Origin of the sequence: Sphingopyxis sp. J-6, from assembly GCF_046603995.1 — a bacterium.
Classification (GTDB): Bacteria; Pseudomonadota; Alphaproteobacteria; order Sphingomonadales; family Sphingomonadaceae; genus Sphingopyxis.
In genome coordinates this window covers 130,563-142,453 of sequence record NZ_CP145810.1, presented here as the reverse complement: position 1 = coordinate 142,453, position 11,891 = coordinate 130,563, and the positions used below count along the sequence as shown (strand labels likewise).

The 11,891-nt window shown below is 66.8% G+C and carries 11 protein-coding genes; 4 read left to right on the top strand and 7 right to left on the bottom strand.

The window, feature by feature from the left end; all coding sequences use genetic code 11:
- Positions 1 to 3: 3 nt before the first annotated feature.
- Both V6U71_RS00725 and V6U71_RS00720 read right to left on the bottom strand, forming a co-directional pair.
- Positions 4 to 918, bottom strand: a complete 915-nt coding sequence (locus V6U71_RS00725) for a fumarylacetoacetate hydrolase family protein (protein WP_411340530.1) — start codon at positions 916 to 918, stop codon at positions 4 to 6.
- A gap of 152 nt (positions 919 to 1,070) precedes the next feature.
- Positions 1,071 to 1,898 carry a sulfite exporter TauE/SafE family protein gene (locus V6U71_RS00720; RefSeq protein ID WP_411340529.1) on the bottom strand — a complete coding sequence of 276 codons (828 nt, stop codon included), beginning with the start codon at positions 1,896 to 1,898 and terminating at the stop codon, positions 1,071 to 1,073.
- A gap of 187 nt (positions 1,899 to 2,085) precedes the next feature.
- On the opposite strand from V6U71_RS00720, the gene V6U71_RS00715 reads away from it, so the two are divergent.
- From V6U71_RS00715 to V6U71_RS00705, 3 genes are all read left to right on the top strand, one after another.
- A complete protein-coding gene (locus V6U71_RS00715; protein WP_411340528.1) occupies positions 2,086 to 2,889 on the top strand; it encodes an aspartate dehydrogenase in 804 nt (267 codons plus the stop codon).
- Between the two features lie 13 nt (positions 2,890 to 2,902).
- On the top strand, positions 2,903 to 3,349 hold the full coding sequence (locus tag V6U71_RS00710; protein WP_411340527.1) for a VOC family protein: 447 nt from the start codon (positions 2,903 to 2,905) through the stop codon (positions 3,347 to 3,349).
- Positions 3,350 to 3,478: 129 nt separating this feature from the next.
- Entirely contained in the window at positions 3,479 to 3,871 is a 393-nt protein-coding gene (locus V6U71_RS00705; protein ID WP_411340526.1) for a hypothetical protein, read from the top strand.
- A gap of 38 nt (positions 3,872 to 3,909) precedes the next feature.
- Here V6U71_RS00705 and V6U71_RS00700 read toward each other — a convergent pair whose 3' ends face one another.
- The gene (locus tag V6U71_RS00700; RefSeq protein WP_411340525.1) at positions 3,910 to 4,926 is read right to left on the bottom strand and encodes an amidohydrolase family protein; all 1,017 of its coding nucleotides are present in this window, start codon (positions 4,924 to 4,926) and stop codon (positions 3,910 to 3,912) included.
- A gap of 253 nt (positions 4,927 to 5,179) precedes the next feature.
- Between V6U71_RS00700 and V6U71_RS00695 the strand changes: the two genes are divergently transcribed.
- Positions 5,180 to 6,133 (top strand): LysR family transcriptional regulator, encoded by a 954-nt coding sequence (locus V6U71_RS00695; protein WP_411340524.1) that lies wholly within the window; start codon positions 5,180 to 5,182, stop codon positions 6,131 to 6,133.
- Here V6U71_RS00695 and V6U71_RS00690 read toward each other — a convergent pair.
- From V6U71_RS00690 to V6U71_RS00675, 4 genes are read right to left on the bottom strand one after another with little or no spacing between them, the layout of a single operon-like run.
- Positions 6,124 to 7,533 (bottom strand): amino acid permease, encoded by a 1,410-nt coding sequence (locus V6U71_RS00690; RefSeq protein ID WP_411340523.1) that lies wholly within the window; start codon positions 7,531 to 7,533, stop codon positions 6,124 to 6,126. The two genes, V6U71_RS00695 and V6U71_RS00690, sit on opposite strands and share 10 nt — an antisense overlap.
- Entirely contained in the window at positions 7,530 to 8,783 is a 1,254-nt protein-coding gene (gene kynU / locus V6U71_RS00685; RefSeq protein WP_411340522.1) for a kynureninase, read from the bottom strand. Before kynU ends, V6U71_RS00690 begins: the two co-directional genes overlap by 4 nt.
- Positions 8,773 to 10,215, bottom strand: a complete 1,443-nt coding sequence (locus tag V6U71_RS00680) for an aldehyde dehydrogenase family protein (protein ID WP_411340521.1) — start codon at positions 10,213 to 10,215, stop codon at positions 8,773 to 8,775. The genes kynU and V6U71_RS00680 overlap by 11 nt, the downstream gene beginning before the upstream one ends.
- Positions 10,212 to 11,840 carry a thiamine pyrophosphate-binding protein gene (locus V6U71_RS00675; RefSeq protein WP_411340520.1) on the bottom strand — a complete coding sequence of 543 codons (1,629 nt, stop codon included), beginning with the start codon at positions 11,838 to 11,840 and terminating at the stop codon, positions 10,212 to 10,214. The genes V6U71_RS00680 and V6U71_RS00675 overlap by 4 nt, the downstream gene beginning before the upstream one ends.
- Positions 11,841 to 11,891: the final 51 nt, after the last annotated feature.

The window sequence follows — 11,891 nt, the reverse complement described above, 5'->3', positions numbered from 1 at the left end:
CGCTCAGCTCCGCGGCAGGTGCGGCGCGGAAACGGGGTTCGCCAGCTCGCCAATGCCGTCGACCCACGCCGCCATGACATCGCCGTCCTTCAGGAACACCCCGCGCCCCATGCCGACCCCGGCGGGGGTGCCCGAGGCGATGAGGTCGCCCGCCTTGAGTTCGAGGATCGTCGAAAGATAGGCGATCTGTTCGTAGATGTTAAAGATCATCTCGGACGTATTGCCGTCCTGCATCGCCTCGCCATTGACCTTGAGCCCGAGGCGGATGTCGTGCGGATCGCCGAGGCAGTCGCGCGGCACGAACACCGGGCCCAATGGCGTGAAGCTGTCGAAGCTCTTGCCGCGGAACCAGTCGTGCGAGAAGGGAAAGTCAGTGCGGCGGGTGCGGTCGCGCGCCGACACGTCGTTGACGATCGTGTAACCCGCGATCAGGTCATGCGCGTCGGCGGCGGCGACATTCTTGCCCGCGCGGCCGAGCACGACGCCGAGTTCGACCTCCCAGTCGGGACGCGACACCTGCGGCGGGACAACCACGGTCGCGCCGGGGCCGACGACGCTCTCGACGGTCTTGAGGAAGATATAGGGCTCGCTCTCGGCCTTGGCGGCGAGCTTGGTCTGCATTTCCTCGGCATGTTCGATGAAGTTCGATGCGGCGGCGAAGATACGGCGCGGCTCGAACGGCGCCGCGAGCTGCGGCGCGGCGACCGTTCCCGATCCCGCGCCGAGCGCCCGGGCGAGCGCGAACAGGCCGTCGCGGCGCGCATCCCAGTCGCGGACGATCGCGGTGACGTCGCCTGCGACGGCGGCGAAACCCAGTTTCGCGGCGGCATCGTGCAGGTCGTGGAAGGCATCGCCGACCCGGATCGTCGCGCGCGGACCTTCGGGGGTGGCGCGGGTGGCAAGGGCAAACCAGGTCATGCGTCTCTCTTTCTTTGCGGTGGGACGGGCGAGCGCCGGGGCCGCGCAGCCGAGCGCCATGGCGCCCCCGATCTGCGCGAGCGCGGCGCGGCGATCCAATATGCGTTGCGCATAGGGCGGGCCGATTTTCTTATAGGAGGCGGCATCGCGGCTCACCCGAAGGCCCGGAGCAGCATGCGCACCGCGACGATGGTGAGGAACAGGCCGAACAGCAGGCTGAGCTGCCGCTTCGACAATGCATGGGCGATCCGCGCGCCCCACGGCGCGGTGAGGTAGGACACCGGCGCGATGATCGCGAGCCCGATCAGATTGACATAGCCAAGGCTGCCGGGCGGCAGATCTTCGACATGCCAGCCGGCAACGACGAAGGCGACGGTCGCGGGCGCGCTGATCAGCAGGCCGAACAGCGCCGCGGTACCGATCGCGCGATGGATGGGGACGTTGAACAAGGTCATCACGGGGACGCTGAGCGTGCCGCCGCCGATCCCCATCATGCTGGAAATGCCGCCGATCGCGAACGGAATGACCTGCCCCGCCGCGCCGCCCGGGACCGCGTCGGCGATATGTTTGCCTTCAAGCGGCAGCAGCATCTTGATCGCGACGAGCAGCGCGACGATCCCGAACACCGCCGACAGGACATCGCCCGACACGCGGCTGGCCAGCACAACGCCGGCGATCGCACCGAGGAAGATCGCGATGGCCCAGCGTTTGAGCTGATCGTGATCGACCGCACCCTTCGCTTCATGGGCGCGCGAGGACGAGATGGCGGTGGGGATGATCGTCGCGAGCGAGGTCGCGACGGTGACGTGCATGCGGACATCGCCGTCGATGCCGAACGAGGCGAGGACGAGATCGAGCACCGGCACGATGACGATGCCGCCGCCGACGCCGAGCATGCCGGCGATCACGCCGCCGACGGCGCCCGTCACCAGCATCATCGCCGCGAGCGTCAGCATCTCTCCGTTCAGCACATCGGGCATCGACTTCCCCCAAAAGGTCAGCCCGACTTGTGCGGCGTGCTGCATATGCCGTCAAAGATAGAAACAGCGCCTATTTATAATCAAAAATATATATCTGATCCGAAAGCCCGGGCTATATCGATTTGCAGATAGAAGGCCCGCCAAAGACTATTTTCCAATATATAAAAGACGCCGTAGCGCGGCAGACATGACAAAAGTGGGCATTGCCGGATTCGGCACCATCGGCCGCGTCGTCGCGCGCCATATCGAAGCGAGCGAGCTGCCGCTGACGCTGGCGGCGGTTTCCGCCGGCGACCGGGGACGCGCGGCGGCCGCGATGGCCGCGCTCGAAAGGCCGGTGCCGATCGTCGATACCGCCGAACTCGTCGCCCTGTCCGACGTCATCGTCGACAGCGCGCCGACCGCGGCGTTCCGCGACATCGCCACCGCAACGCTCAGCGCGGGCAAGACGCTGGTGACGGTGAGCGGCGCGGCGCTGATGCAATGGCCCGAGGCGACCGACATCGCGCGCGCGCACGGCGGCCGTATCATCCTCGCCACCGGCGCCTTGCTCGGGCTCGACGCGGTGCGCGCCGCCGCGGTCGGCACGATCCATTCGGTGACGATGGTGACGCGCAAGCCGGTGAAGTCGCTGGTCAAGGCCGAGCATGTCGTGCGCCACAACATCGACCTCACCGGCCTGACCGAACCGCTGAAAATCTTCGCGGGCAGCGCGCTCGAAGGTGCGATCGCCTTTCCCGCCAACGTCAACGTCGCCGCGGCGCTCGGCATGGCCGGCGTCGGTCCCGCGCGGACGCAGCTCGAGATCTGGGCCGACCCCGCGCTCGAACGCAATACGCACCGCATCATTGTCGATTCGGACAGCGCGCGCTTCGAACTGTCGATCGAGAATATTCCCACCGTCGAGAATCCCGGCACCGGCCGGATCACCGCGCAAAGCATCGTCGCGGCGTTGAACGACCTCGTCAGTCCCATTCGCATCGGAACATAGAAAGGCCTCACCAATGACCACCCGCCTCCGCCATGTGGCGATCGCGTCCGCCGACCCCGACAATTCGGTCGGCTTCTTCACCGACGTCCTCGGCTGGACCGTCGCCGGCAAGATCGATAGCCGCAACGCGCGCGGCTATTATGTCACCGACGGCCACATCAATATCGCGCTGCTGTGCTTCAAGAACCGCCCCGCCGCCGGGATGGAATTTCCCGAAGGTTATACCGGGCTGCACCACATCGGCTTTCAGTGCGACGACATCAACGCGGTCGTCGAGCGCTTCGAAAATTCGGGCTATGCACCGCGCCACGACGTCAATCTGGCGCAGGGGCTCGGCAAGAATCCCGCCAAGGACAACGCCGAATACAAGATGGCGGGCCCCGAGAATGTGATGGTCGACGTGTCCGAACGCGGCTGGGCGGGCACCGAAAGCTTCAAGGGCGTACCGCCGACGGCGTGACGATTGTTCGCGTCCTGACATGCGAAGGCCGCCGGAGCTGTGTTCCGGCGGCCTTTTCGTTTGTTAACATGTGCAGATGGTTGGTTACGACCGATGGCCGATAAAGGCTAAAGTGAGTAACGTGCACCGATGAACACATTCTCGCTCTCTTTCGCAGTAGATGATGATGGTGAATCACGACTGGTCGCGTCTCTCGATACTGGCGACTTCAAAGGCACCTGCTTTTATTGGTGCCCGCCAGACGAGTTTGCCAATCTAGTCGCCGCTTTGAAGGTTTACCCTATCGCCGCCGAAAACCCTATTGATGGGTGTTGGTATGGTGGATGCATTGCACTGCGCATCGAGCCCATCAACTCTGTGGGCGCGCTGTCGGTGCAGGTTGCTTTGCAGGATTTTGGTAACGATTGGAATCGGTGCCAATCCCAGTTTCACGCGAGGTACGGCGATCTTGATCGATTTCGCGAGCAACTTGAAGCAGCGGTTGCGAGCGGCCTTGGAGACGCTGTCCTATCCGCAGCCTAATGGAAGGCTCTCACCCCAAAAGCCGACACCCGCGACAACTACAGATTGAGGAAGGTCCGCGAATTGCCGCTGAGGATCTTCGCCTTCTGCGCCGCCGACAGCCCGTCATGGTCGCGTACCAGCGCCCCGATGTCCTGCTCGCCGAGCGGAAAGGGGTGGTCGGAGCCGAGGAGGATGCGGTCCTCGCCCATCACCTCGACCAGCAGGGTGAGCGCCCGCGGGTCGAACACCGCCGAATCGACGAAGAAACGGTCGACATAGGTCGAGGGCGGATTGGGGCAGTCGACGCGGACGATGTCGCGATATTTCCAAGCATTTTCGACCCGGCCGAGCAGGAAGGCAAAGCTGCCGCCGCCATGGCCGAAGCAGATGCGGAGATTCCTCGGCAGCCTTTCGAACGCGCCCGACAGGATCAGCGAGAGGATCGAGAGCTGCGTCTCGGCCGGCATCGCGACGAGCCAGGGCAGCATATATTTGGGCATGCGTTCGCGCGCCATCATGTCCCACGGATGGACGAGCACCGCGGCGCCGACCTCGGCGCAATGGGTGAGGAAGGTCAATATGCCTTCGTCGTCGAGATTGCGCAGCCCCATGTGATTGCCGATCTGGACGCCGAGATGGCCGCTTTCCATCGCCCGGCTGACCTCGCGGCATGACAGGTCGATGTCCTGCAACGGCACCTGCGCAAGCGGCTTCATCCGCTCGGGCGCATGGGCGCAGAAATCGAGCGCGGCGTCGTTGAAGCGCTCGGCGCATTCGAGCGCCTGCTGCGCGGGGCGGCTGTAACCGAACATGATCGGCGTTGCGCAGATGATCTGGAGGTCGATACCCTGCTCGTCGAGCGCCTCGACACGCCGCGCCGGGTCCCAGAGGATGTCGTCGACCGGGCGGAACTCCTTCGCGCCCTGCATGATGAAGCCCGTGCCGTCGCCGCCGTCGCGCAGCCAGGGCAGCCCCTCGGCTTCGGCACGCGCGCGATAGGCGGCATCCATCGCCGGGAAGAAGTGGCTGTGCATGTCGATCACAGCCGCCTGTTTCGCACCATTTCCAGTCATGATCGTCGCCGCACCCCTGTCCCGTCGGTCATCCCGCGGGTCGCAGATGCGCGCGGGCCATGAGGTTGAGTAACGAGGCGCAGCTATCAACAATAATCCAGAGACTTGCCCCAGCTATTACAAAAAGGATATATCTCGCCGGAACCGGTACCGGCCCGCTCCCCCACCCGGCCTCCCACACGATAGTCGCCTATGGGAGGCCGGGTGGGGGAGCGGGCCGGTGCCGAACGTCGAAGGCTGCGGAGGGTGTATCATGCCGAAGTTTCACGAGAATTTTCTGCTGAGTCGGCTGAAGCTGCGCCAGCTTCGCCTGCTCACGGCGATCGCCGACGAAGGCACGGTGCTGAAGGGGTCACAGGCGCTCAATATCGCGCAGCCGGCGGCGACAAAGAGCATCAAGGAGCTGGAGGACGCGCTGGGCGTCCAGCTTTTCGAGCGCTCGTCGCGCGGCGTGACGCCGACCGATTTCGGCAAGGTGATGATCAAGCATGCCAAGCTGATCCTTGCGCAGCTTCGCCACGCGAGCGAGGAACTCCAGTCGCTCGAGGAAGGCCTGTCGGGGCGCGTCCATGTCGGAACGCTGCTCGCCGCCTCGACCTCGCTGCTGCCGCGCGCGCTGGCGCGGCTGCGCGAGCGGCGGCCGGGGATCGCGGTGACGGTCGCCGAGGGGACGATCGACCGGCTTATGCCCGGGCTGCGCACCGGCGACATCGACGTGGTGCTCGGCCGCTTGCCCGAATATCGCGAGCGCGAGGGGCTGCGGCAGGAGGTGCTTTATCTCGACACCGTGTCGATCATGGTGCGCGCGGGGCACCCGCTCACCGAACGCGCGTCGCTGACGCTCGCCGACCTTGTCGAACAGGCGTGGGTGATGCCGCCGAACCAGACCTCGCTCCGCCGCCAGATCGATCAGGCCTTTCGCCACGAGGATCTGGAGCCGCCGCTCGACGTCATCGAATCGGTGTCGATCCTGACCAACCATGCGTTGCTGGTGAGCACCGACATGCTCGCCGCGATGCCGCATCAGGTCGGGCTGAGCCAGGCCGGGCTGGTTGCCTTGCCGGTGGCGCTGGAGGGTGCGGGCTCGCGGATCGGCGCGACGATGCACGCCAATGTCGAGCTGTCGGCAGCGGCCGCCTATTTCATGGACGTGGTCGGCGAGGTCGCGGCCGAAATCCGCGCCGAACTGGGGCAGGATCAGGCCTGAGCCGCCGAACCCCGCGCCATGCGCCGCCAGACGAAATAGGCCGCGGTAATCAGGACCAGCCACGGCACGCCGGCGAACACCGCGACCTGCCAGTCGGCGTCGATCGCCATGGTGACGGTGATCGCGGCGAGCAGCGCCAGCCCCAATAGCTGCGCATAGGGGAAGAAGGGCATGCGGACGGGGAGGTCGACTGCCTTGTGGCGGGCGCGGAAGCGGAGGTGGCTGACGAGGATCGCGCTCCACACGAGAAGGCCGCCGAACAGCACGATGCCGAAGAGATAATTATAGGCGAGCGGGGTCAGGACCGACACCGACGCGGCGGCAAGGATGCCGATCCCGGTGACGATCGTCGCGCGCATCGGCACATGCTGCGCATTGAGTTCGCCGAGCGTCCGCGGCGCATAGCCACCGCGCGCGAGCGAGAAGAGCATGCGCGAGCCCAGATAGATGCTGGTGTTCATCGCCGACAGCGCCGCCGAGGCGACGACGAAATTCATCACCCCCGCCGCATAGGGAATGCCCGCGCTCGCGAACATCTTCACGAACGGGCTTTCGGTGACGACCTTCGCGCCCGACTGCGTCCACGGCAGGAAGGCGACGATGATGAACAGCGCGAGGATGTAGAAGAGGAACAGGCGCCCCGCCATCGTGCGCAGCGCGGCGGGGATCGCGGTCTTCGGATCCTTCGCCTCGCTGGCGGTGCCGACCACGAATTCCAGCCCCATGAACGAAAACAGCGCCATCAGCACCGCGAGCCACACACCCGAAAAGCCGTTGGGCAGGAAACCGCCCGGCAGCCCGGTGACATTGTGCAGCCCGACCGGATCACCGACGATGCCGAAAATGCGGCTCAGGCCGACGACGATGAAGGCGACGATCGCCGACACCTTGATCACCGTCAGCCAATATTCGACCGAACCGAAATTGTGGACCGCGCGGGTGTTGACCCAGACGACGGTCGCGGCGCTGCCGAGCGCCCACATCCACACCGGCGTATCGGGCAGCCACCAGCGCATATAGATGCCGACCGCGACCGCCTCGCTGCCGATCAGCAGCACCTGCTGGATCCAGTAGGTGTAACGCACGATAAAGCCCATCATCGGGCCGAGGTAGATTTCGGCATAGGTGCCGAACGAGCCCGCGGTCGGATGGACGACCGCCATTTCGGAGAGGCTGAACACCATGATCACCGCGACCAGCGCGGCGATCAGATAGCTGACGAGGACACCGGGCCCGGCATAGCCGATGGCGATGCCCGATCCCATGAACAGCCCGGTGCCGATCGCGCCGCCGAGGCCGATCATGATGATCTGCGCCTTGGTCAGCCCGCGTTCGAGCCCCGCCTCGCGATCGATATAGGCCTGTTCGTCCATCGCTGCGTCCCCTCCCCCGTCGCTCATGTAACCGCGTCGCGGACCTGATGCTCGGGCAATTTCCAGATGCCGCCGTCCATGATCGCGACGAGCCGGTCGACCGCGTCCCATACATCGGCATAGCCGGTATAAAGCGGCGTGAAGCCGAAACGCACCGTGTCAGGCGCGCGGAAATCGCCGATCACGTCGGCGGCGATCAGCGCGCGCATGATCGGATAGCCCTCGGCATGTGCAAAGGACACCTGGCTGCCGCGCGCCGCCGCGTCGCGCGGCGAGGCGAGCGTGAAGCCGTGCCCTGCGCAGCGCGCCTCGACGAGGCGGATGAAGAGGTCGGTGAGTGCCATCGACTTGGCGCGGATCGCGGCCATGTCGGCCGCGAGGTGAATGTCGAGACCGGTCTCGACGAGTGCCATCGACACGATCGGCTGGGTGCCGATGAGGAACTGGCGGATGTCGTGCTGCGGCCGGTATCCGGGTTCGAACGCGAAGGGCGCGGCATGCCCCCACCAGCCGGTGACCGGTTGCAGCGCCCGTCCCTGATGGCGCTTGGCCGCGAACAGGAAGGCGGGCGAGCCGGGGCCGCCGTTCAGATATTTATAGGTGCAGCCGACCGCGAAATCGGCGCCCGCGCCACCCAGGTCGACCGGCATCGCTCCCGCGCTGTGGCAGAGATCCCAGATCGCGAGCGCGCCGGCTTCATGCGCGCGGGTAGTAATCGCCGCCATATCGTGGACATGGCCCGACTTGTAATGGACGTGGGTGATCGCAACCGCGATCGTTTCGTCGTCGATCGCCCCGGCAATCTCGTCCTTCTCGCACAGCCGGACCTTAACGCGGCCGCCGGCCGCCGCGGCGACGCCCTCGGCGATATAATTGTTGGTCGGAAAATTGCTGCCTTCGAGGATCAGCACGCTGCGGTCGGGCCGCAGCGCGACTGCGGCCGACAGCACCTTGAACAGATTCTGGCTCGTCGAATCGCAGATCACGACCTCGCCGGGCGACGCACCGACCAGCGGCGCGAGCTTGTCGCCGAGCCGCATCGGCAGGTCGAACCAGCCCGCGCTGTTCCAGCTTTTGATCAGGTCGGTGCCCCATTCGTGCGTCACCACCTCGTGTGCGCGCGCTGCGGCCCCCTTGGGCATCGCACCGAGCGAATTGCCGTCGAGATAGATCATCCCGGCCGGCAGGTCGAAGCGGTCGCGCAGCGGCGCGAGCGGGTCGGCGCGGTCCATCGCCTCGCAGGCGGCGCGGTCGAGCGTTGCTGTATCAAGCGTCATGGAAACATATTACCTTCGTCTGCGACATTTCGCGCGCAGCGAAACGCACGCCCTCGCGCCCCATATTCCCCCGCCCCGCGCCGCCGAAAGGCATCGCGTCGAGCCGATAGTCGGTCGAATCGTTGATCATGACCCCCGCGACGCGCAGCTGACCGGCAACCCGCCGCGCGGTGCGGAGCGATTCGGTGAAAACGGCGGCGTGGATCGCATAGTCGGCGCGGTTCGCGGCGTCGATCGCGGCGTCGAGATCGGTGAAGCGGAACAGGCTGACCACCGGGCCGAACGCTTCGTGGCAGGCGACGCGCGCATCGTTGGCGACGTCGGCCAGCAGGGTCGGGCGCACCAGCGTTCCGGCGCGCTCGCCGCCTGCGAGCAGCGTCGCGCCGCGCGAGACCGCCTCGGCGGTCCAGGCAGCGATGCGCTCGGCCTCGGCGGCGCCGATCATCGGGCCGATGTCGGTTTCGCCGTCCGTCGGATCGCCGACGCGCAGCCGGGCCGTTGCCGCGATCAGCGCATCGGCAAAGGCGTCATGGACAGCGTCATGGACGTAAATGCGCTGGACGCCGATGCAATTCTGCCCCGCTGCGCCGAACGCACCCGATACACAGGCGGCCGCCGCCTTTTCGATATCGGCGTCGTCCATCACGATCACCGGGCCGTTGCCGCCGAGTTCCATCGCGAGCCGCTTGATCCCCGCCGCGCGGCAGATCGCTTCGCCGACCTTCGCGCCGCCGGTGAAGCTGACCATCGCCACGTCGGGATGCGCGGTCAGCGCGTCGCCGAAATCGCCGCCGCGCCCGGTGAGCAGGCACAGCGCCTCGGCGGGCAGGCCCGCCGCAAGCAGCAGCCGCGCGAGCATGATCGCGACGAGCGGCGCCTGCTCGGCAGGCTTGAGCACCACGGCATTGCCGGCGGCAAAGGCGGGGCCGAGCTTGTGGCAGACGAGGTTGAGCGGATCGTTGAACGGGGTGATCGCGGCGATGACGCCGACGGGTTCATAGACATAATGCCCCGACCGCGCCTCACCGCCGGGGAAGCTGTCGAAGGCGATCGTCTCGCCCGCGAGGCGCACCGCTTCCTCGGCCGACAGGCGCAGCGTGTTGACCGCGCGCGCCACCTCGCGCCGCGCGCTGCGGATCGGCTTGCCCGTCTCGGCGGTGATCGCGGCGGCAAAGCGTTCGACGTCGCCCTCGAGCGCCGTCGCGGCGGCATGAAGGATGCGCGAGCGTTCGCCCGTCGCCAGCGCACGCATCGCTTCGGCGCCGCGCACGGCGCTCGCCACTGCACGCGCGACATGACCCGCATCGGCGCAAGCGACCGCGCCCAGCGCTTCGCCCGACCAGGGGTTTATGACCTCCATCGTCCGCTCGGCCGCTTCCCAGCGGCCGCCGATCAACAGCGACCGGCCGCTGTCGAACGCCATGTGCATCATGGCTTGTCCTTGCGCAGCACCAGCTCGTCATATTCGCGGCTGTCGAGCAGCGCCTCGACGATCACCGGCCCGCCGGCGGCAAAGCCTGCTTCGAGCGCGGCGCGGAATTCAGCGGGATCGCGCGCGACCGTCACCGGGACGCCGAACAGCGAAGGCCCGCCGATCGTTCCTTCGGCGCGAACGGGCGTGCCATAGATCGGGTTCTGCTTCTTTTCCTGCTTGATGCGGATCAGCGCGAGATCGTTGTCGGTAAAGATGACGATCACCAGCGGCAACTTCTCGCGCACCGCGGTCGCCAGTTCGCCCGCGGTCATCAGGAAGCCGCCGTCGCCGAGCACGCAGCACACCGGCGTATCGGGGCGGCAGAGCTTCGCGGCGATCGCGGCGGGAAGGCCGAAGCCCATCGCCGACCAGCCGTTGGTCATGATCTGCGTGCCGGGTTTCGGCGTCCGCCAGTGCTGACCGATGAGATGCGTATGCGCGCCGACGTCGCACGTCATGATGCCGTCGGCCGGCAGCACGTCGCGCAGCACGTCGAGCGCGGCGCACGGACCGAAATTTCCGTCGCGTCCCGCGAGCTTGGCGAACATCGCCCCCTTGCGTGTCGCGAGCGCGGCAAGGTCCCAGTCCTTCGGCGCGGCGGGAAGCGCCAGTAGCGCGTCGAGCGCCGGGGCGATGGCCCCGACGACCTCGGCGACGACCGGATGCTTGTCGCGGTCGATGTCGGCGGGCGCGATGTCGATGCTGGCGAGCGCGAGCCCGTCCTTCATCCAGCTTTCGTAATTGAACTCGATCGGATCGTAACCGACCGCGACGACCAGATCGGCCTCGGCATGCGTCTTGCCGACCAGGTCGGAGAGGGCATGGAAGAGGACGCCGGCATAGCTCTGATGATCCTCGGCGATCATGCCCTTGGCCATCGGGGTCAGCAGCACCGGCAGGCCGAAACGCTCGGCGAGCGCCACGATGCGATCCTGTACCCCGGCGTGAACGGCGCCGAGGCCGATCGCGAGCACCGGTTTCGCGGCGGCAGCGAAGGCTGCGGTCAGCGCGTCGATATCCGTCGCGGCCGGGGCGGGCACCGGATCGGCGGCGATTGCGCCAAGGACTGCCGCTTCGACTGCAACCGCGCTCATCCCCTGCGGCAGCCCGACGTGCACCGCGCCCGGGCGGCCCGAGAGCGCGATGCGCGCGGCATCGGCGAGCGTCGCGACCGCCGTATCGGCCTCGATCCGCATCGTCGCCTTGGTCAGCGGCGCGAACAGCGCCTGGTGGTCGATCGCCATCTGCACCGTGCGGCCGCGCAGCGCCGCGGGCATTTCGTCGGTCAGCGCGATCATCGGCGAACGGTCGAGCGTCGCGCCGCCGACGCCGGTCGCAAGGTTGGTCGCGCCGGGGCCGAAGGTGCCAAAGCAGACGCCCGGCACGCCGGTCAGCCGCCCGCAGATATCGGCCATGAAACCCGCGCCGCCCTCATGGCTCGCGAGCACGAAGTCGATGCCGTCGGTGGTGCGGATCGCCTCCATATAATCGACCCAGCCGCCGCTCGGCACGCCGAAGACGTGGCGCACACCCATGTCGCGGAGCGCCCCCACGACGTTGCGGGCAACATTGGTCGATTTCATGCGCGATCCTTCATGCGAGAGCCGTCCTCTGCCGACCGGCCTAGGCGCCTC

Coding starts and splice junctions, on each gene's coding strand:
- V6U71_RS00725 (WP_411340530.1), bottom strand. CDS start 918: ATGACCTGGTTTGCCCTTGCCACCCGCGCCACCCCCGAAGGTCCGCGC.
- V6U71_RS00720 (WP_411340529.1), bottom strand. CDS start 1,898: ATGCCCGATGTGCTGAACGGAGAGATGCTGACGCTCGCGGCGATGATG.
- V6U71_RS00715 (WP_411340528.1), top strand. CDS start 2,086: ATGACAAAAGTGGGCATTGCCGGATTCGGCACCATCGGCCGCGTCGTC.
- V6U71_RS00710 (WP_411340527.1), top strand. CDS start 2,903: ATGACCACCCGCCTCCGCCATGTGGCGATCGCGTCCGCCGACCCCGAC.
- V6U71_RS00705 (WP_411340526.1), top strand. CDS start 3,479: ATGAACACATTCTCGCTCTCTTTCGCAGTAGATGATGATGGTGAATCA.
- V6U71_RS00700 (WP_411340525.1), bottom strand. CDS start 4,926: ATGACTGGAAATGGTGCGAAACAGGCGGCTGTGATCGACATGCACAGC.
- V6U71_RS00695 (WP_411340524.1), top strand. CDS start 5,180: ATGCCGAAGTTTCACGAGAATTTTCTGCTGAGTCGGCTGAAGCTGCGC.
- V6U71_RS00690 (WP_411340523.1), bottom strand. CDS start 7,533: ATGAGCGACGGGGGAGGGGACGCAGCGATGGACGAACAGGCCTATATC.
- kynU (WP_411340522.1), bottom strand. CDS start 8,783: ATGACGCTTGATACAGCAACGCTCGACCGCGCCGCCTGCGAGGCGATG.
- V6U71_RS00680 (WP_411340521.1), bottom strand. CDS start 10,215: ATGATGCACATGGCGTTCGACAGCGGCCGGTCGCTGTTGATCGGCGGC.
- V6U71_RS00675 (WP_411340520.1), bottom strand. CDS start 11,840: ATGAAATCGACCAATGTTGCCCGCAACGTCGTGGGGGCGCTCCGCGAC.